We start from the raw sequence: 18,664 nt of genomic DNA on the forward strand, positions 1-18,664 counted from the left end.
GGCCGGCACTACCGCAGGTGCAGGGCGCAGCCCTGCAGAACCCCCTATCGCCCCGGCAACTGCGCGAACGCGCGCTGCATGCAGTCCTCGCGCGGGCACACCCGGCACCCCGGGCCGATCGATACCGAATTGCCCGGGCTCTGCACATCCAGCCCCAGTGAATACACCAGGCGTTCGGCATGCTGCAGGTCGCAGCCCAGCGCCACCGCGAAGGTCTTGCGCGGTTGGCCATGGCCGACCGGGCCACTGCTGACCTGCCGCGCCAGCCAGAAATGACGGCGGCCATCGGGCATGCGCGCGGTCTGGGTGAGGATGCGCCCGGGTTGGTTGAACGCCTCGTAGACGATCCACAGCGGGCACGATCCACCCACCTGCGAGAAGTGGAAATCGGTGGCCGAATGGCGCTTTGAGACGTTGCCCGCCCGATCCACGCGGATGAAGAAGAACGGCAGGCCTGGCGCGCTGCGCCGTGCCAGCGTGCTCAGCCGGTGGCAGACCGCTTCGAAGCCGACGCCGAACTGGTGCGCCAGCAGTTCGATGTCGTAGCTGCTGGTTTCGGCTGCACGCAGGAAGCGCATGTACGGCATCACCAGCGCACCGGCGAAATAGTTGGAGAGACCGATCCGCGCCTGCGCGATGCGTGCCTCATCGGTGAACCCGGCGCGCGCCACCACCGCATCGATCTGCGGCAGGTAGCCGTGCAGGGCCAGCTCGGCCGCCATCTGGAACGCCTGCTGTCCGGGCTCCAGGTAGTCGGGCAGCCACAGCCGCCGCGCACCGGCATCGTAGTGCCGCTTTTCGCGCCCGGCCTGCAGTGCGGCCACTTCCACCAGCACGCCATGGCGGTCGGCCAGCAGCTGGCGCAGCCGCGGTGCCACATGCCCGGGCGACAGCCCCCATTCGGCGAACAGCTGCTCGGCCAGCTCGTCCAGCTCGGGAATGTGGTTGTGCATGCGGTTGAAGAACTCGCGCACCTGGTCACCGGCGGGCAGGGTGCTGCCGGCGCCGGGCTCGCCCAGCTGGAACTCCAGTGCGGCCGCGTGCTCGCGCAGCGCCAGGTGACGACGGTGCAGGTCCAACAGCGCGCGGCTGACCTGCGGCAGGTTGCCGGCCAGGGCGCGCAGTTCGGTCGCGCTGACCTCGGCCAGGCCCAGGTCGCGCAGGGTTTCGCCCAGCGCCTCCTGCAGGGCGGCGGGCTCATCGTCATCGAACAGCGAGGAAACGTCGCCCAGCACCTCTCCCAGCTTCTTCTGCACCGCCGGTGTCAGTGGGCGCTTGTTGCGCTCGATCTGGTTCAGGTAGCTGGCCGACAGCCCCAGCGCACGCGCCAGATCGGCCTGGCTGTAGCCGCGCTGCTCGCGCAGCCGCAGCAGGCGCAGGCCGAGTTGCCGCTGGGGAGCTGAATAATTCACAGAATTAACAGGAATCGTGGGGCGCGTTGGCCAGATTAAGCGGATTCAGCCCGGAAATCGAGCCGGGTGCTGTGAATAATGCCAAGCATCTTTCGCACCCTGTGGGATTGTCGTCATGACTGTTGCAGCGCCCCGTATCCGCATGCTGATCGATGGCCAGTTCGTTGAATCGGCCACTTCCCACTGGCAGGACGTGATCAATCCGGCCACCCAGGACGTGCTGGCCCAGGTGCCGTTCGCCACCACGGGCGAAGTGGACGCCGCCGTCGCCGCCGCCAAGGAAGCCTTCAAGACCTGGCGCAAGACCCCGATCGGCACCCGCGCGCGCATCTTCCTGAAGTACCAGCAGCTGATCCGCGAAAACATGAGTGAGCTGGCCCACATCCTCACCGCCGAACAGGGCAAGACCCTGCCGGACGCCGAAGGTGATGTGTTCCGCGGCCTGGAAGTGGTCGAGCACGCCGCCGCCATCGGCAACCTGCAGCTGGGCGAGCTGGCCAACAACGTGGCCAATGGCGTGGACACCTACACGATCATGCAGCCGCTGGGCGTGTGCGCTGGCATCACCCCGTTCAACTTCCCGGCGATGATTCCGCTGTGGATGTTCCCAATGGCGATTGCAACGGGCAACACCTTCATCCTCAAGCCGTCCGAGCAGGACCCGATGGTCACCATGCGCCTGGTCGAGCTTGCCCTGGAAGCCGGCATTCCCAAGGGCGTGCTGAACGTCGTCCACGGCGGCGAGGAAGTGGTCAACGCGATCTGCGACCACCCGGACATCAAGGCCGTGTCGTTCGTCGGGTCCACCCGCGTCGGCACCCACGTCTACAACCGCGCCTCGCTGGCCGGCAAGCGCGTGCAGTGCATGATGGGTGCCAAGAACCACGCCGTGGTGCTGCCGGACGCCAACAAGGAACAGACCCTCAACGCAATGGTCGGTGCCGCCTTCGGTGCCGCTGGCCAGCGCTGCATGGCGGCTTCCACGCTGGTGCTGGTCGGTGAAGCGCGCAACTGGGTGCAGGACCTGGTGGCCAAGGCCCAGACCCTGAAGGTCAGCGCCGGCACCGTGTCCGGTACCGACGTCGGCCCGGTCATCTCCTGCAGCGCCCGCGAGCGCGTGGAAGGCCTGATCGCCTCGGGCGTGGAGCAGGGCGCCAAGCTGGTGCTCGATGGCCGCAAGCCGCAGGTCGATGGCTTCGAGAAGGGCAACTTCGTTGGCCCGACCATCTTTGCCGGTGTCACCACCGACATGCGCATCTACCAGGAAGAAATCTTCGGGCCGGTGCTGGTCATCCTCGAAGCGGAAACGCTGGAAGAGGCCATCGCGATGGTCAACAGCAACCCGAACGGCAACGGCACCGCACTGTTCACCCAGTCCGGCGCTGCCGCGCGCAAGTTCCAGGAAGACATCGACGTCGGCCAGGTCGGCATCAACGTGCCGATCCCGGTGCCGGTGCCGCTGTTCTCGTTCACCGGTTCGCGCGCCTCCAAGCTGGGTGACCTGGGCCCGTATGGCAAGCAGGTGGTGCTGTTCTACACCCAGACCAAGACGGTCACCGCGCGCTGGTTCGATGACGAGACGCTGAGCCACGGCGTCAACACCACGATCAGCCTGAAGTAACGGCAGGAGCAGCCATGAGCCACTCGATGACGACGGAACTGGAAGAAGCGCAGCAGGCGTACCGCGAGGCGGCGCGCGACTTCGCACAGGCTGAACTGGCGCCGCACGCCGCGCGATGGGATGCGGAGGGCATCTTTCCGCGCGAGGCGATCGCCAAGGCCGGTGAGTTGGGCTTCTGCGGTCTGTACATGGACCCGGAAGTGGGCGGCAGCGGCCTGAGCCGACTGGACGCCGCCGTCGTCATCGAGGAGCTCGCCAGCGTCGATCCGTCGACCGCGGCGTACATCAGCATCCACAACATGGCCTCGTGGATGGTGTCGACGTGGGGCCAGCCGGCACTGCGCGATGCCTGGGGCACCGACCTGTCATCGGGCAACAAGCTGGCCTCGTACTGCCTGACCGAACCGGGCGCCGGTTCCGATGCGGCCTCGCTGAAGACCACCGCCGTGCGCGATGGCGACTTCTACGTGCTGAACGGCTCCAAGGCCTTCATTTCCGGCGCCGGTGCCACCGAGCTGCTGGTGGTGATGGCGCGTACCGGCGGTGCCGGTGCCGGCGGTGTCAGCGCCATTGCGGTGCCGGCGGACCTGCCGGGCATCAGCTTCGGCCGCAAGGAAGAGAAGATGGGCTGGAACAGCCAGCCCACCCGTGGCATCACCTTCGAGAACGTCCGCGTGCCGGTCAGCCACCTTCTGGGAGAGGAAGGCGGCGGCTTCAAGCTGGCGATGAAGGGGCTGGACGGTGGCCGCATCAACATCGCCGCCTGCTCGCTGGGTGCCGCACAGGGTGCACTGGATGCTGCGCGCCGCTACATGGGCGAGCGCCGCCAGTTCGGCAAGGCGCTGGCCGAGTTCCAGGCGCTGCAGTTCAAGCTGGCCGACATGGTCACCCAGCTGGTGGCTGCACGGCAGATGGTGCATACCGCCGCACGCAAGCTCGATGCCGGTGCCAGCGATGCCAACGTGTGGTGCGCGATGGCCAAGCGCTTCGCCACCGATGCCGGTTTCAACGTCTGCAATGAAGCGCTGCAGATCCACGGGGGCTACGGCTACATCCGCGAATACCCGATCGAGCGCCTGCTGCGTGACTGCCGCGTGCACCAGATCCTGGAAGGCACCAACGAGATCATGCGGGTGATTGTTGCCCGTCACCTGCTCAACACCGAAGAGGAACTGCGATGAAGGATTGGCGTACCCAGGAGCACGTGGGCCTGAAGGTGGAGGTGGATGGCCACACCGCCGTGGTCACCCTGAACAACCCGCCGGCGCATACCTGGACCGTGCACAGCCTGTCGGCGCTGCGCGACCTGGTCGGCGCGCTCAACGCAGACCGCGACATCTACGCGCTGGTGATCACCGGTGACGGCGAGAGATTCTTCTCCGCCGGTGCCGACCTCAACCAGTTCGCCTCCGGCGACAAGGCCGCTGCACGTGAGGCCGCGCGCCGCTTCGGTGAAGCCTTCGAAGCGCTGTCCGGTTTCCGTGGCGTGTCGATCGCCGCGATCAACGGCTACGCCATGGGCGGTGGCCTGGAGTGCGCGCTGGCCTGCGACCTGCGCATCATTGAAGACCATGCCCAGGTCGCGCTGCCGGAGGCCACCGTCGGCCTGCTGCCGTGTGCCGGCGGTACCCAGAACCTGCCGCGCCTGGTCGGCGAGGGCTGGGCCAAGCGCATGATCCTGCTGGGTGAGCGCATCAACGCCGAGACCGCGCTGCGCATTGGCCTGGCCGAAGAAAAGGTCGGCAAGGGCGAAGCCAAGGCGCTGGCGCTGGAATGGGCGAAGAAGGCCGGCAAGCAGAGCCCGACCAGCATCGCCGCCTGCAAGACCCTGGTGCAGTCCACCCGCACCGGCACCCACGCTTCGGCGCTGGTGGCCGAGCGTGAAGCCTTCGTCGACCTGTTCGACACCGCCGACCAGGTCGAGGGCGTGACTGCCTTCCTGGAAAAGCGCGCCGCGCAGTGGAAGAACGCATGAGCACGGATACCGCTGCCGACGACGCACCGGTGCTGTTCGAAGAGCGCGTGGCCGGCAACGGCACGCGCATCGGCATCGCCACGCTCAATGCGCCGCGCACGCTCAACGGTTTCTCGCTGCCGATGGCGCACCTGCTGCTGAAGCAGCTCAACGCCTGGGCCGACGACGATGGCATCGCCATGGTGGTGCTGCAGGGCGCCGGCGAAAAGGCGTTCTGTGCTGGTGGCGACCTGCACAGCCTGTACAAGGCCATGGTCGCCTTCCGTGAGGCCGGCCACAGCGACATCCGCCAGAACGCCTATGCCGCCGAGTTCTTCGACGTCGAATACCGCGTCGATTACCTCATCCACACCTACACCAAGCCGATCCTGTGCTGGGGCCACGGCATCGTGATGGGCGGCGGCATCGGCCTGATGTCCGGCGCCAGCCACCGTGTGGTCAGCGAACGCTCCAAGCTGGCCTTCCCGGAAATCACCGTCGGCCTGTTCCCTGATGTCGGTGGCAGTTGGCTGCTGCCGCGCGTGCCGGGCAAGGGTGGCCTGTTCCTGGCCCTGACCGGCGCACTGCTCAACCCGGGCGATGCCATCTACGCCGGCCTGGCCGACGTGCACGTGGCCGAAGAACGCCGCAGCGCGGTGTTCGATGCGCTGCTGCAGGTGGCCTGGTCCAATGACACCGCACACAACCACGAACGCCTGACCCATCTGCTGCAGTCGCATGCCAGCGATGCCGCCACCGGTCCACTGCTGGCCCACGCGGCGCAGGTCGATGCGTTGTGCGAAGGCGATGACCTTGAAGCCATCGTGGCGCGCATTGCCGGCCTGCAGACCGACGACGCCTGGTTGCAGGCGGCTCAGAAGACCCTTGCTGCCGGTGCACCGGGTTCGGCACGGTTGGCGTACGAACTGCAGCGCCGCAGTGCCGGCCAGGACCTGGCCGCGATCTACCGCCTGGAGTACATCGTCGCCCTGCATTGCGCCGCCCATGGTGATTTCGCCGAAGGCATCCGCGCGCTGCTGGTCGACAAGGACCGCAATCCGCAGTGGAACCCGGCCACCCTGGCCGAGGCCACCGGCGCGTGGGCAGACACCTTCTTCGCTTCCCCCTGGGCCGACGCCGCGCATCCGCTGGCCGACCTGGGCACTCCCCTTGTTGAAAGGAGCCTTGCATGAGCCGCATTGCATTCATCGGGTTGGGCAACATGGGTGGCCCGATGGCCGCCAATCTGGTCAAGAACGGCCACAGCGTGCGCGTGTTCGATCTGGTTCCGGCCGCGGTGCAGGCCGCTGTCGACGCCGGCGCCAGCGCTGCATCGTCGGCGCGCGACACCCTGGCCGATGCCGAAGTGGTGATCTCGATGCTGCCGGCCAGCCGTCATGTCGAAGGCGTGTACCTGGGCGACGACGGCATTCTTGCCGCGATCCCGGCCGGTGCACTGGTCATCGACTGCAGCACGATCGCCCCGGCCAGTGCCCGCAAGGTCTCGGAAGCGGCCGCCGCGCGTGGCCTGCAGATGATCGACGCGCCGGTGTCCGGCGGTACCGCCGGCGCCCAGGCCGGCACCCTGACCTTCATCGTCGGCGGCGAGGAAGACGCGCTGGAACGCGCACGCCCGGTGCTGCAGGCGATGGGCAAGAACATCTTCCACGTTGGCGCCAGCGGCGCTGGCCAGGTCGCCAAGCTGTGCAACAACATGGCGCTGGGCGTGATCATGGCGGTGACCGGTGAAGCCATCGCACTGGGCGTGGCGCACGGGCTGGACCCCAAGGTGCTGTCGCAGATGATGGCGGTCAGCACCGGCCGCAGCTGGGCCACCGAAGTGTGCAACCCGTGGCCGGGCGTGCTGGAGAATGCGCCGGCCTCGCGTGGCTACAGCGGTGGCTTCGGCAGCGATCTTATGCTGAAGGACATGGGCCTGGCGGTGGAAGCGGCGATGAGTGTCGGCGCTTCGATTCCGCTGGGCGAAGTGGCCCGCAATCTCTACTCGATGAACCACCAGGCCGGCCGCGGCAAGCTGGATTTCTCCAGCGTCGTGCAGCTCATCACGAGCGAGAAGTGACCTGGTAGTGCCGGCCGCTGGCCGGCAACCTCATGCCCCCGTGCGGGACAACGGAGGTGGGATGGGCGGATGTTCGGTTTCGACCGGCATCCGCCCATTTTTTTGGGGGTCGGATCCCTTTCGCAACGCGAAAGGGCTCTGACCCCATATAGCCGTGCGGGCCTGGGATGGGGTCAGAGCCCTTTGCCGGTGGCAAAGGGATCCGACCCCGGCACCGCATCAGGCAACGATCAGCGTCACGTCGATGTTGCCGCGGGTGGCGTTGGAGTACGGGCACACGATGTGCGCCTTCTGCACCAGTTCTTCCACCTGCTCGCGCGGCACGCCCGGCACGTTGATGGTCAGCTCGGCCTCGATGCCGAAGCCGGTCGGGATCTGGCCGATGCCGACCTTGCCGGTGACGGTGGTGTCGGCCGGCAGCGCGACCTTGGCCTGGCCGGCCACGAACTTCAGCGCGCCCAGGAAGCAGGCCGAGTAGCCAGCGGCGAACAGCTGTTCCGGGTTGGTGCCCGGGCCGCCGGCACCACCCAGCTCGCGCGGGGTCGACAGCTGGATGTCCAGCACGTTGTCGGACGAGACGGAACGGCCTTCACGGCCGCCGGTGGAGGTGGCCTGGGCGGTATACAGAACCTTTTCGATGGACATCGGGATGCTCCTGGTCAGTGGGTGGGTACTGCTATGGAGCCTACTTTGCCCGGTTTCTGCGTACGTTGGGTTGCAGTCCGTACGAAAAACTTGATTGATCGTCCTGTTGGCCTAGATCGTCCACTCGCGGTCGGTGGTGAACATGATGGTCAGCCAGCGGTCCGGCGAGGCCTCGCCCAGCGCATCGCCGATCTCGTCGCGCAGCTGGTCCCATTCCAGCAGGGGCCGCGGCGGGTCGTCCTCGCGTACCACGAAGAACAACTCGATCTGCTCGCCACGCCCCACCTGGGCGACGTAGCTGCGATGCTCGACGAAGCCATGCTTGGCCACGATCGCGCGTGCCACCGCGTCCACGTGCGCCTGCAGTTCCGGCGGGGTGACCAGCAGGATGCCGGCCAGCGCCCGGCGCACCGTCCCGAGCGGGGCGATCATCACCAGCACGCAGACGAAGGCAAGGATGGCCGGGTCGATGTACGGCCCGACCCAGGCCAGCGAGGTGCCGCGCACCAGTACGCCGCCAAGGAAGGCCAGCAGGTAGCAGGCCGACATGCTGGCGGCGATCACCCAGTTCTTCGCGTCCAGCGCGATGAACTCCGAACCGATGCGGCGGTTGGCGCGCAGCACGAACCAGGCCAGCGCACCTTCGCCGATGATCGACAACCCGGCGAAGGCGATGGCTGGGCCGAGTGCGATGTGGCGGCCGCCGGACATCAGCGCATCCACCGCATTGACCAGCGCATACAGTGCCGCGCCGATCATCAGCGTGCCGCTCACCCCCAGCACGATGGGCTCCAGGTGCCAGAAGCCCATGGTGAAGCGCTGGTTGAGCCGCGACTGCAGCGCGTCGGTGCTGGTGGACAGTGCGATCAGACGCGCGACCAGCAGTGACAGCCAGGTCATCACCACATCGATCAGGCCGTAGATGCCATCGAAGATGATCAGCGAGGAATTGGCCAGAAGACCAAATACCACCGCAGCGGCAGCCAGCAGCAATGAGCCTGCGATGGACAGGCGCAGCACGCCTTGTTCGGTACGCGCATCGAAGAAGCGTTCGGTGTTGGCAGGCATGCGGGAATCCAGCGGGAAATGGGCTGCGGAAGCAGCGCGTTGCCATTCTATCCAGCCTGCGGCACGTCGCCATGACCACGCCCGCACAGCGCCTGGAAAAGTCACCAGACTGGTAACCGTTTGCGGATTGACGGGTGCACACCCGAAGCGTATCGTTTGTACCACGATGACATAGAAGCCTCCGGTGACCCCGGGGGCTTCTTTCGTTTGCGCCGTCGCGCGCTGCGAGGTCACCGCCACCGGCCCTGACGTCCCCGTCGCAGCCGTTCTGTTTTCCGCCCCGATCCTGCCTTTCCCGCGCCGTCCTGGTGATCGCGTGGGGCGCCGCCGTGCGCGCAGGATCGGGGCACTCCACATCCATCAACGAAGGAGGATTCGATGCCCCTGCTGACCCTTGAGCAGTGCCGCGCGCACTGCCGTATCGACGGCGATTTTGACGACGCCATCCTGGGTGACCTGCTGGCCGCAGCCAGCGACGCAGCCGCGGCCTATCTGGGCCGCGAGCTGTACGCCGACCAGGCCGCGCTGGACCAGGCGCTGGACCAGCTGCCGCAGGACATGGCGGCGGCGGTGACCGGGCATGAAGCCGCGGTTGCCGCCGCCAATGCCGAGACCAACGCGGCCAAGGCCAAGGCCATGCGTGATGTGGCCGATCGCCGCCTGGCCATGGCGACCGCGCGCAGTGCGCGCCTGCTGCAGGGCATGCCGGTCAACGACAGCATCCGTGCAGCGGTGCGCCTGTTGCTGGGCCACCTGTACGCCCATCGCGAAGCCGTGGTCGTCTCTGCGCAGACGTTCGATGCACCGGCAGGCGCCGCTGCCATCGCAATGGAGCTGCCGTTCGGCGTGGCCGCGCTGCTTGATCCGTACCGATCGGCAGCAACGCCATGAACGCCGGCCACTTCAATCGCCGCATCCGCATCGAGCGCCAGGACGGCCAGCTCGATGCGTGGGGGCAGCCGCTGGACGCCTGGCAGCCGGTGGCAGAACTGTGGGCCGCCATCATCGCCGACCGCGCAGACAGCGTGCAGCGGCTGACGCTGGAAAGCCGCCTGCCGGCAACGATCCGGCGCCAGCGCTTCCATGTCCGATTGGCAGCCGCACGACAGGCAGGCATCCAGGCCGGCATGCGCATCGTGCATGACGGTCGTGTTTTCAACATCACCGGCGTTGCGCCCGACTTCAGCCAGCGCCAGACCACGGTGCTGTTCACCGAACAGTCTTCAGGCATCGCCTGAGCGACGCCAACCAGGACACCGCGATGAGTTACGAAGCACAGCTGCACGCGCTGCTGGCCCCGCTGCTGCAGGGCCGGCTGTATCCCGACCTTCCGCCGGAACCGGCCATCTATCCGTGTGCCGTCTACCAGCAGATGGGTGGACAGTCCGTGTGGTTCAACGAAGGTTCCATTCCCGAACAGAAGCACGCTCGCGTGCAGCTGACCGTCTGGGCAGACAGCCGCGCCCAGGCCAACACCCTGATCCGCAACATCGAGGATCAGGTATGCGCAGGATTGCCAACCGCCGAATCGTTCGGCGCTGCAATCGCCGTGCATGAGCCGATGCTGCACAAGTACGGCGCGCGGCTCGATTTCGGCCTGTGGTACGTCGACCCGTAAACCGCATCACCCGTGCAACACCCCAGCCTGGCATTCGCCGGGCTTTTTTTTATCCAACGAGGAAATACACCATGGCACTCAAGCTTCCCAAGGGCACCCAGTTCGGCTTCGCACCGGTCGTCTCCACCGCGATCGCCACCAGCGCGATCTCCAAGGCTGCGCCGGCGCTGGCCAGCGTTGCCGCCAACAGCGTCGACACCGGCGATGTGGTGGTCATTGAACTGCCGGGCTGGCCGGCCCTGAACAACCGCGCCACCCGCGCCGGTGCTGAAGCCACCGGCAGCGTTGAACTGCTGGGCATCGACACCACCGATACCGTGCTGTTCCCCGGTACCAGCGGTGCCGGTGTACTGCGCAAGGCGGGCGCCTTCGTCGACCTGGACCAGCAGGGCGACCCGACCACCGCCGGTGGCGAGCAGCAGTACTGGAGCGGCACGCTGCTCGAAGACCCGACCGGTCGCCAGGTCCAGATGCCGACCTTCAAGAACGCCAAGACCATCACCCTGCCGCTGTTCTACGATCCGAAGAAGCCGTGGTATTCGGCACTGAAGAACGCTGACGCCAAGGGCGAGCCGGTGATCCTGCGGGCCAAGCTGGTCGGTGGCGACGTGCTGTACTGGTACGGCTACCTGAGCTACAACGGCGACCCGACCATGGCCGCCAACACCCCGATGGGCACCACCGCGACCTTCACCGCGCTGGCAGACTCCATCCTGGTCGAGGGCGCCTGATGTTCCAGGTCAAGGCGCCGGAGAGCTTCAAGAGCACCCTGACCATCGTCGGTCACGGCCGCGAGCAGAAGCTCAACCTGACCTACCGGCACCTGTCGGTAGCCGACTACGCCAGCCTGCTGGAGCGTCTGGGCGATGACACGTTGAGCGTGGCCCAGGCCATCCTGGACATCGTGGTGGACTGGGATGCCGATGTGGCGCTGGACACCGCCGGCGTCGAGCTGGCGCTGCAGCAGCAGGCCGGCCTGGATGGCGCCATCATCGGTGGCTACACCCAGGCCCTGCAGGTCGCACGCAAGGGAAACTGATCGATGCGGTGGGGGCCCTGTACTGGCGGGCCCCCACCGAGTCCGAGCTGATGAAGCTTGGATTGAAGGCAAAGCACTTTCCACCGCCGCAGGTCGAGCTGTGGCCGGAGTGCGTGCTTCCCATAGAACTTTTCTCGCGGGTTGCCACCCAGTGGCGCGTCGGCGCAGGTGGCCCGATCGGGCTGGATTACAACGTGGTCTACCGGGAGCTGGAGCGCGAAGCGCTCGACGGCGACCAGCATGACGAGGTGATGGCGGCCATCCGCATCATCGAACGCGCTGCCTTGGAGCAGATGCAACAGGAATGAGCCGGCCATCGCGGCAATGCCGATGGCCGATCCCGGCTCCGCCGAAGCGGAGCCGACTCTCCCGAGGAACACTCAATGAGCACTACATCGCCTGGCAGCACACGGACCACCGTGGAGGCCAGCAACGCATTGGAAACGGCCATGCAGGCAGCAAGGCGCGGCATGACCGAGATGACCGGCACCACACAGGAGTTCCAGCGGCAGCTGGAGAAGATCAACACGGTGCAGCAGGCCTTCAATGCCGTGCTGACCACCAGCGCATCATTGGTCACCGCACTGTCCGCGCAGCTGACTGCCCTGAACACGCAGCTGCAGGCGGCGGCGAAGGCAGGAACAACCGCAGCGGGCGCGGACGCCGGCAAGGCTGCAAAGAAGGAAGAGAAGGCCCAACAGGACGACAAGGGCCTGGCAGGCATCCGCAAGGGCCTGGGCGGCGCGCTCGGCGACTATATCGGCAAGACCGAAAACACCGCCACGGCTGCCAAGAAAGCCTTCGACAAAGCATTCACCGGCGCCGACGAAGCGTTGAGGAGCTTCGTGACCACCGGCAAGTCCAAGTACAAGGAACTGGCCCAGTCCATCCTGTCCGACCTCAAGATGATCGCCGCACAGCAGGCACTGGTCTGGGGGGCGAGGAAGATCGCCGGCTTGATGGGGGTCGACCTGACGCCCAAGGATGCAGCGACGGACGCGGCGGCGGTGGCTGCAGGCGTGGCGACTGCCAAGGACGCCAAGGCCGGTGATGCCAAGGCGGGCGAAACCAAGGACGCCAAGGACACCAAGGGCACCACAGGACTTTCGGGGTTCCGCAAGGGCTTCGGCAGCGCGCTCGGCGAGTACATGGAAAAGACCGAGAACTCCGCCAAGTCCACCCAGGATGCCTTTTCCAAGGCGTTCACCGGCGCAGAGGCGGCACTGCAGAGCTTCGTGAAGACGGGCAAGTCCAACTACAAGGATCTGGCCAAGTCGATCATCGCCGATCTCAAGATGATCGCCATCCAACAGGCAATCGTCTGGGGCGTCAAGAAGATCGCGGGCCTGTTCGGATATGGCACGGGGGTGGAGGCCAACGCCAACGGTGGCGTCTACCAGTCGCCGAGCCTGTCGGCCTATTCCGGCGGTGTCTACAACACTCCGCAGCTGTTCGCCTTCGCCAAGGGCGCCGGCGTGTTCGGCGAAGCGGGACCGGAAGCGATCATGCCGCTGCGGCGCGGGCCGGACGGCCGCCTGGGTGTGGCCGCGCACGGTGGCGGCGGTGGCGGCGGAGTGGGAGTCAGCATCCGCATCGACAACAACGGTGGCAAGGAAGTCACCACCAACGAAAGCATGCTGCAGCAGTTCGGCAACGAGATCGGCCAGTTCGTGGAACGCAAGTACCGCGAGCTGCAGAGTCGTGACCTGAAGGCAGGTGGTGTGCTCAGCAGGAGTGCCATGCAATGACCGACACCTTCACCTGGCCGGCAACCAGCCAGAGTACTGGAACCACCACCGCCGCCGTGAAGCGCGCGAAGTTCGGAGATGGCTATGCGCAGGCCGCTGCCGATGGCCTGAACGCCACTTCACGCAGTTACCAGCTGCAGTTCGTCGGCAACCGCAAAACGATCAACGAGATCGTGACCTTCCTGGATGGTCATGCCGGCCGCAGCTTCCTGTGGAAAGGGCCACTGGGGCAGGGGCTGTACATGTGTGATTCCTACACCGACAGCCATCTCGGCGGCCAGGTATCGACCATCACCGCCACCTTCGAGCAGACCTTCCACGCGTAGGCATGAGCATGGATCTTCAACGGATCGACCTGGATACCATCCAGCCCAACGGAAAGCGTGGGGAGACCCAGCGGCCGGCCTTCACCAAGATCAACCAGAACTTCCAGCAGGTTGGCCAGGCAGTCGACGGCCTGCCCGGGCAGCTCGCCGATACCATGATGCGCGCGCCGGCACGGCGCAATCGCCTGCTCAATGGCAATTTCGACATCTGGCAGCGCGGCAGCAGCTTCGGCATCTCCGGGAACTACACAGCCGACCGATGGTTCCTGCAGATGGGCAACGTCGAAGACGCCGTGTTCAAGCGCAATCCCGCAGCGGCAGGCGACAACAACTTCCCGTTCAGCACCTTCACGTTGTCGGTCAGTTCGAGTGGCAATACGGATGGCACAAACCACTTCTTTGTCTTCGAGCAGCGCGTGGAAGACGTCCGCAACTTCGCGGGCGTGGAGAGCACCGTTTCGTTCCTGGTGTTCAACGCCGGCGCCGCCGGGCGGAAGATCGCCCTTGAATTCGCCCAGACCTTTGGCGCGGGGGGAAGCACGCCTGTGCTGGGAATCGCGCCGGAGGTGGTCGAGCTGGCCTCCGGCCTGAACCGGATCCGCAGGACGGTGACCCTGCCTTCCATCTCAGGGAAGGCACTGTCCGGTGACGGTGCGGCCGTGGTCTGCATATGGGTAACGGCGGGCACGCAGTTCGCCAGCCGCACCGCAGGACTGGGCGCGCAACAGGGCCAGCTGTACTTCGGAGAGTTCCAGTGGGAGGCGGGCCCGCTCGCGACGCCGTTCGAGTGGAGGCCGAAGGGGGAAGAGCTGCGGCTGTGCCAACGCTACTACCAGGTGGATGCCACTGGCGTGCCGTTCGACGGTGGATCGCGCTTCAACGCGGGCGTGGGCCTGATTCGGGGCGACAACGCGGTGTACCTCACCTACCGATTCAATCAGCGAATGCGGTCGGTACCCGCGGTCGCCTTCTCGAACCCATCGTAATGGCGGCTGCTCACGGGAGACGGTGCAACCAGCCTGACAGCGCTCAGTGCGGCGGAAGTTACGTCGACCCGCATGACCATCATCGGTGCGCTGAACACTGCCGCAGCGGGTCAGGCCGGCATCCTGCAGAGCGGAGATTCGGCAGCGGAGGGCACTGGATTGACCATGGATGCCGAAATCTGAGGTCCGCGGGAGGGCTGGAGAGCGTTCCTTCGCAACCGAAACCATCAAGGAAACAGCACAAATGCCACGAAAGATCATCGACCTCGATTCCGTTCAACCGAACGGAAAGCGGGGTGAAACACAGCGCCCGGCGTTTACCAAGATCAACGAGAATTTCGCCGAGGTCTACGACGCGTTGACCGAGGTCGCGAAGATCCCGGAAACCGTGGCGAATGCCATCACCGAGCGCGTTCCAGGCAGGAATCTGCTCATCAATGGTGCCCTGCAGTTCTGGCAGCGCCGTACATCTGGTCGTGTCGGCACTGGGTCGGGGACGCTGGGCGCGGAAGTGTTCTTCGCCGACCGTTTCACGAACTCGGCGCTGGTCTGCAACCACGACGTACAGCGGGTGGCGTACGACGGGCAGGCCGGATTTCCGGAAGATACACGGTCGATTCTGGTCTGCACCGTATCCGAGGCCATCGCCAGAAGTGGCGCCTGGATGGGGCAGAAGATCGAGGGTGTCCGCAGTGCAAGCGGAGACATCACGATCTCGGTATGGGCGAACTCTGATGCGCCCGGTCGCAGTGTGGGCGTGCGTGTCATCCAGGATTTCGGAACCGGCGGCTCACCCTCGCCGCAGGTGGTGCTGGAAGCCGGTGTGCTCACACTGGGCACCACCGCCAAACGTCACAGCATCACGGTGACGTTGCCGAGTACCCGGGGAAAGGTGCTCGGCAGCAACGGCAACGACCACCTCTACGTAGTGTTCGACCTGTGCGGTGCTGGTCAGAAGGGCGAGCTGGTGGCACAGAACGGCTCGTTCGGCTTTACCCAGTTCCAGGTCGAATCGGGCCGCGCAGCGACACGCTTCGACTGGCGGCCGCCAGGTGTGGAACTGGCGTTGTGCCAGCGCTACTACGAGAAGAGCTACAACTTCGACATCGTACCCAACACGGCGCACAACGAAGGGCGCGAGGCATTCTCGATCAACTCACCGGGAACGGCGCATTACCAGAGCGTGCGATTCCAGACGGCAAAGCGCGCCCATCCCTACGTGATGATCATCTCGGCCGACAACATCCAGCAGGATGGACACATCGCGGAAGACAACATCTCCCGCGTGCCCTGCCTGGTCAACTACGCCTCGCCTTCCGGGTACGAAGTCAGCTGGACCAACAATCCAGGCCGCTGGGGCGGCTGGTGGCATTGGTGGGCCGACGCCGAGCTTTGATGGGGCGCCCGCAGGGAACAGGACGACAGCAATGACGAGAAAAATCATCGACCTCGATTCCGTTCAGCCGAACGGAATGCGGGGCGAAACCCAGCGCCCGGCGTTTACCAAGATCAACGACAACTTCGCCGAAGTGTATGGCGCGCTGGATTCGCTGGAAAGCGCATTGCAGAGCGCGGCTCCAGGCAGGAACCGCCTGATCAACGGCAACTTCGATTTCTGGCAGCGGGCCACCACTGGCACCACCCAAGGCGGCGAGATCTATGTGGCCGATCGTTGGACCGTGGCAGCGCTGAGCTGCACGCATACCGCAAATCGCGGGGCCAATCTTCCTGCCGGCGGAGCCGCGCCGGAATCGCGCCGTTTCCTCAACAGCGTTGTCTCCAAGGTCAGTGCTGGCAGCAGCGCCTATGTCGCACAGAAGGTCGAAGGGGTCGCCACGCTGTCCGACGGCGAAGTGGTGGTTTCCGGCTTCGCCTATGGCCCGCCAGGAAAACGCATCGGTGTTCGTCTCATCCAGCACTTTGGCACCGGTGGTTCGCCGTCCGCCGCGGTCAGCGTAGAGCTGGGAACCGTAGCGGTCACCGCCGCGTCCTGGACCTATTTCCAGCTCAGTGCGCGATTGCCATCGGTGAAGGGGAAGACGCTGGGCAGCAATGCCGACAGCGATTTCCTGTGGCTGGTGGTGGATCTGTGCGCCGATGCCTATGGCGGTGTCATCTCCGGTCAGAGCGGAGAGTTCGGCCTTGCGATGATGCAGCTGGAGCGCGGCGACAGGGCAACGGCATTCGACCTGCGCCCGCTGGCCCACGAGCTGCAGCTGTGCCAGCGCTACTACGAGAAGAGCTACAACCTGGATGTGCCGCCTGGCACGGCCGATGGCATCGGACGCGACAACCAGTTCTACGACCGCAGCGTCGGCGTTGGCAGCACCTCGCATATCCGGTGTCGCGTCCCCAAGCGGGCCATCCCAGCCTACACGGTCTACAGCGATGTGAACGGGCAGGCAGGGCGCATATCCGGCGCAAGCGGCGGCATCGGCACGGTGACGTCCATCGTATATGCCGGCCAGTCCGGCGCACAGGTCAATTACCAATCCGCCGCAGGCAACTGGGGCTCCTCCTTCCATTGGACCGCCGACGCGGAGCTATGACATGTATCAACTGACCGAAGAGATCGACACCATCAAGTGCCTGCAGACCGGCGCCTTCATTCCACGTGGCCACCGTCTGTGGAATGACTATGAAGCCTGGTGTACGGCAGGCAATGAGCCGGAGCCGGTACCGCCGCTGTTCGCACCCGGCTCGGCGCAGTTCCATCGCTTCATCCGCGGAAAGGCGTGGGAGTGGATGGCCCAGTGTGCCCGCGATCGCGGCTATGACAGCATCGAGAGTTGCTGCAGCTACGCGGGCAGTGCGGTGCCGCGCTATGCGCAGGACGCCATCGCCATGATTGCCTGGCGCGACGGGGTCAACCTCGCATTGGAGACTATTGAGTCCACCGCCGAGGAGACCGCGCCGGACTGGCGGCAGGTCCAGGCGCAACTGCCGCAGCCGGATGCATTCGGCTGGCCTGCCGAGCAGGCGCCGGAAATCATCGGCGGCTGAGGAGGACGACGCATGGCACGACGCACAATCGACCTTGATACCGTGCAGCCGAACGGAAAGAGGGGTGAGACGCAACGGCCGGCCTTCACCAAGGTCAATGAGAACTTCGCCGATCTCTACACGGATCTGGATGAACTCGAAACCACGGTGCAGGATCTCCGGCGCAGGCAGAACGGCCGGAACCGGCTGGTCAACGGTGACTTCAGGTTCTGGCAACGGGGCAGCAGCCGCACTGTGGTGTCGCCTCTGGCGGTGTATGTTCCCGATCGCTTCCAGGTGGTATGCACCGGGGCGGGGCAGGTCGCGGTGTCACGCCGCAGCTTCGATGCCCCGGCATTCGGGGTCACGGGATTCATGAACTGCGATCTCACCGGATCGACGGCCGCGACCGAGGCGTTCGTCACCCAGCCGGTGGAAGGCGTGCAGACGCTCGCGGGAAGTACCGTGACGCTGAGCATGCAGGCATGGGCCGCGACGCCGGGCTGCCGCATCGGCGTTCGCTTCATCCAGACGTTTGGTACCAATGGGTCTCCGGATGTGACGGTCCGGGCAGGCGTCCAGGAGATCGGCACCGCGGCCGCGCTCAGGTACTTCACCGTCGAGTTGCCATCCATTGCTGGCAAGACCGTGGGAGCCAACAGCAAGCTGCACGTCATCGTCGACTTTGCGACACCCGGTGGTTATGGCGGACAGCTTGTCGGCCAGTCTGGGTCCTTTTCGCTGACCTGCATGCAGTTGGAGAAGGGGGCGACACCTACCGACTACGACATGCGTGATGACGCAACCGAGTTGATGCTGTGCCAGCGGTACTACGAGAAGAGCTTCCCGCTGGAACAGGCACCGCAGCTTGGCATGCCGTCACCGCAGGGCGTCGCCGCCGCGTTCCAGGCAGGCCTGGCGCGCAGTGAGCAGATCTCCTTCAAGGTCACCAAACGCACTGTGCCCGCACTCACGCTCTACTCCAACAGTGAAGTGGCGCCGGCCCTCGGCTACTGGTCGTTGTTCAACGGCAACGGGTGGTCACGTGGAATGGCTGTCCCGCTGTTCCTTCGTCCCGATGGATTCACGCTTCAGCTTGATTTCGGTTCTGGCCTGACGCCGTTCTATGCCTATCTGGTGGGCGGCAACTGGGCGGCTGACGCCGAGATCTGACCCTGGCCGTCA

General features: G+C 65.6%; 21 protein-coding genes. 18 read left to right on the forward strand and 3 right to left on the reverse strand.

Annotation, left to right across the window (positions count from 1 at the left end; translation table 11 throughout):
- Nucleotides 1-44 precede the first annotated feature (44 nt).
- Nucleotides 45-1,412: a short-chain fatty acyl-CoA regulator family protein gene (locus QP609_RS01100; RefSeq protein WP_014645590.1), complete on the reverse strand. Its 1,368-nt coding sequence runs from the start codon at nt 1,410-1,412 to the stop codon at nt 45-47.
- A gap of 115 nt (nt 1,413-1,527) precedes the next feature.
- On the opposite strand from QP609_RS01100, the gene QP609_RS01105 reads away from it, so the two are divergent.
- From QP609_RS01105 to mmsB, 5 genes are read left to right on the forward strand one after another with little or no spacing between them, the layout of a single operon-like run.
- On the forward strand, nt 1,528-3,033 hold the full coding sequence (locus QP609_RS01105; RefSeq protein ID WP_014645591.1) for a CoA-acylating methylmalonate-semialdehyde dehydrogenase: 1,506 nt from the start codon (nt 1,528-1,530) through the stop codon (nt 3,031-3,033).
- Between the two features lie 14 nt (nt 3,034-3,047).
- On the forward strand, nt 3,048-4,214 hold the full coding sequence (locus QP609_RS01110; RefSeq protein ID WP_134966924.1) for an acyl-CoA dehydrogenase family protein: 1,167 nt from the start codon (nt 3,048-3,050) through the stop codon (nt 4,212-4,214).
- Nucleotides 4,211-5,008 carry an enoyl-CoA hydratase gene (locus tag QP609_RS01115; protein ID WP_197621352.1) on the forward strand — a complete coding sequence of 266 codons (798 nt, stop codon included), beginning with the start codon at nt 4,211-4,213 and terminating at the stop codon, nt 5,006-5,008. Before QP609_RS01110 ends, QP609_RS01115 begins: the two co-directional genes overlap by 4 nt.
- Nucleotides 5,005-6,180 (forward strand): enoyl-CoA hydratase/isomerase family protein, encoded by a 1,176-nt coding sequence (locus QP609_RS01120; RefSeq protein ID WP_164077533.1) that lies wholly within the window; start codon nt 5,005-5,007, stop codon nt 6,178-6,180. Before QP609_RS01115 ends, QP609_RS01120 begins: the two co-directional genes overlap by 4 nt.
- Nucleotides 6,177-7,067 carry a 3-hydroxyisobutyrate dehydrogenase gene (mmsB, locus tag QP609_RS01125; RefSeq protein ID WP_005407687.1) on the forward strand — a complete coding sequence of 297 codons (891 nt, stop codon included), beginning with the start codon at nt 6,177-6,179 and terminating at the stop codon, nt 7,065-7,067. Before QP609_RS01120 ends, mmsB begins: the two co-directional genes overlap by 4 nt.
- A gap of 219 nt (nt 7,068-7,286) precedes the next feature.
- Here the strand turns inward: mmsB and QP609_RS01130 are convergent, their stop codons facing one another.
- Both QP609_RS01130 and QP609_RS01135 read right to left on the reverse strand, forming a co-directional pair.
- Nucleotides 7,287-7,712, reverse strand: coding sequence for an organic hydroperoxide resistance protein (locus QP609_RS01130; protein ID WP_004153735.1), 426 nt, complete (start codon nt 7,710-7,712; stop codon nt 7,287-7,289).
- Between the two features lie 111 nt (nt 7,713-7,823).
- On the reverse strand, nt 7,824-8,780 hold the full coding sequence (locus tag QP609_RS01135) for a cation transporter (protein ID WP_014645594.1): 957 nt from the start codon (nt 8,778-8,780) through the stop codon (nt 7,824-7,826).
- A 378-nt stretch (nt 8,781-9,158) separates the two neighbouring features.
- Between QP609_RS01135 and QP609_RS01140 the strand changes: the two genes are divergently transcribed.
- From QP609_RS01140 to QP609_RS01200, 13 genes are all read left to right on the forward strand, one after another.
- A complete protein-coding gene (locus QP609_RS01140) occupies nt 9,159-9,671 on the forward strand; it encodes a head-tail connector protein (protein ID WP_164077531.1) in 513 nt (170 codons plus the stop codon).
- Nucleotides 9,668-10,018, forward strand: a complete 351-nt coding sequence (locus QP609_RS01145; RefSeq protein ID WP_126411611.1) for a head-tail adaptor protein — start codon at nt 9,668-9,670, stop codon at nt 10,016-10,018. The genes QP609_RS01140 and QP609_RS01145 overlap by 4 nt, the downstream gene beginning before the upstream one ends.
- 23 nt (nt 10,019-10,041) lie before the next feature.
- Nucleotides 10,042-10,398: a DUF3168 domain-containing protein gene (locus QP609_RS01150; RefSeq protein ID WP_197621353.1), complete on the forward strand. Its 357-nt coding sequence runs from the start codon at nt 10,042-10,044 to the stop codon at nt 10,396-10,398.
- A gap of 71 nt (nt 10,399-10,469) precedes the next feature.
- Nucleotides 10,470-11,129, forward strand: a complete 660-nt coding sequence (locus QP609_RS01155; protein ID WP_014645598.1) for a phage tail protein — start codon at nt 10,470-10,472, stop codon at nt 11,127-11,129.
- On the forward strand, nt 11,129-11,437 hold the full coding sequence (locus QP609_RS01160) for a phage tail assembly chaperone (RefSeq protein WP_014645599.1): 309 nt from the start codon (nt 11,129-11,131) through the stop codon (nt 11,435-11,437). The genes QP609_RS01155 and QP609_RS01160 overlap by 1 nt, the downstream gene beginning before the upstream one ends.
- A gap of 50 nt (nt 11,438-11,487) precedes the next feature.
- A complete protein-coding gene (locus tag QP609_RS01165; protein ID WP_014645600.1) occupies nt 11,488-11,745 on the forward strand; it encodes a DUF1799 domain-containing protein in 258 nt (85 codons plus the stop codon).
- A 75-nt stretch (nt 11,746-11,820) separates the two neighbouring features.
- The gene (locus QP609_RS01170) at nt 11,821-13,185 is read left to right on the forward strand and encodes a phage tail tape measure C-terminal domain-containing protein (protein WP_197621354.1); all 1,365 of its coding nucleotides are present in this window, start codon (nt 11,821-11,823) and stop codon (nt 13,183-13,185) included.
- Nucleotides 13,182-13,511, forward strand: coding sequence for a phage tail protein (locus QP609_RS01175; protein ID WP_049441818.1), 330 nt, complete (start codon nt 13,182-13,184; stop codon nt 13,509-13,511). The genes QP609_RS01170 and QP609_RS01175 overlap by 4 nt, the downstream gene beginning before the upstream one ends.
- Before the next feature lie 2 nt (nt 13,512-13,513).
- Entirely contained in the window at nt 13,514-14,497 is a 984-nt protein-coding gene (locus QP609_RS01180; RefSeq protein ID WP_197621355.1) for a hypothetical protein, read from the forward strand.
- A gap of 244 nt (nt 14,498-14,741) precedes the next feature.
- Nucleotides 14,742-15,893, forward strand: a complete 1,152-nt coding sequence (locus tag QP609_RS01185; protein WP_197621356.1) for a hypothetical protein — start codon at nt 14,742-14,744, stop codon at nt 15,891-15,893.
- Between the two features lie 31 nt (nt 15,894-15,924).
- Complete coding sequence (locus QP609_RS01190) at nt 15,925-17,046, forward strand: hypothetical protein (protein ID WP_152665595.1); 1,122 nt, start codon at nt 15,925-15,927, stop codon at nt 17,044-17,046.
- A gap of 1 nt (nt 17,047) precedes the next feature.
- The gene (locus tag QP609_RS01195) at nt 17,048-17,500 is read left to right on the forward strand and encodes a hypothetical protein (protein WP_049441823.1); all 453 of its coding nucleotides are present in this window, start codon (nt 17,048-17,050) and stop codon (nt 17,498-17,500) included.
- A 12-nt stretch (nt 17,501-17,512) separates the two neighbouring features.
- Complete coding sequence (locus QP609_RS01200; RefSeq protein WP_289213844.1) at nt 17,513-18,652, forward strand: hypothetical protein; 1,140 nt, start codon at nt 17,513-17,515, stop codon at nt 18,650-18,652.
- Nucleotides 18,653-18,664 lie beyond the last annotated feature (12 nt).

The organism is Stenotrophomonas sp. 8(2023) (assembly GCF_030345295.1).
Lineage (GTDB): Bacteria > Pseudomonadota > Gammaproteobacteria > Xanthomonadales > Xanthomonadaceae > Stenotrophomonas > Stenotrophomonas muris.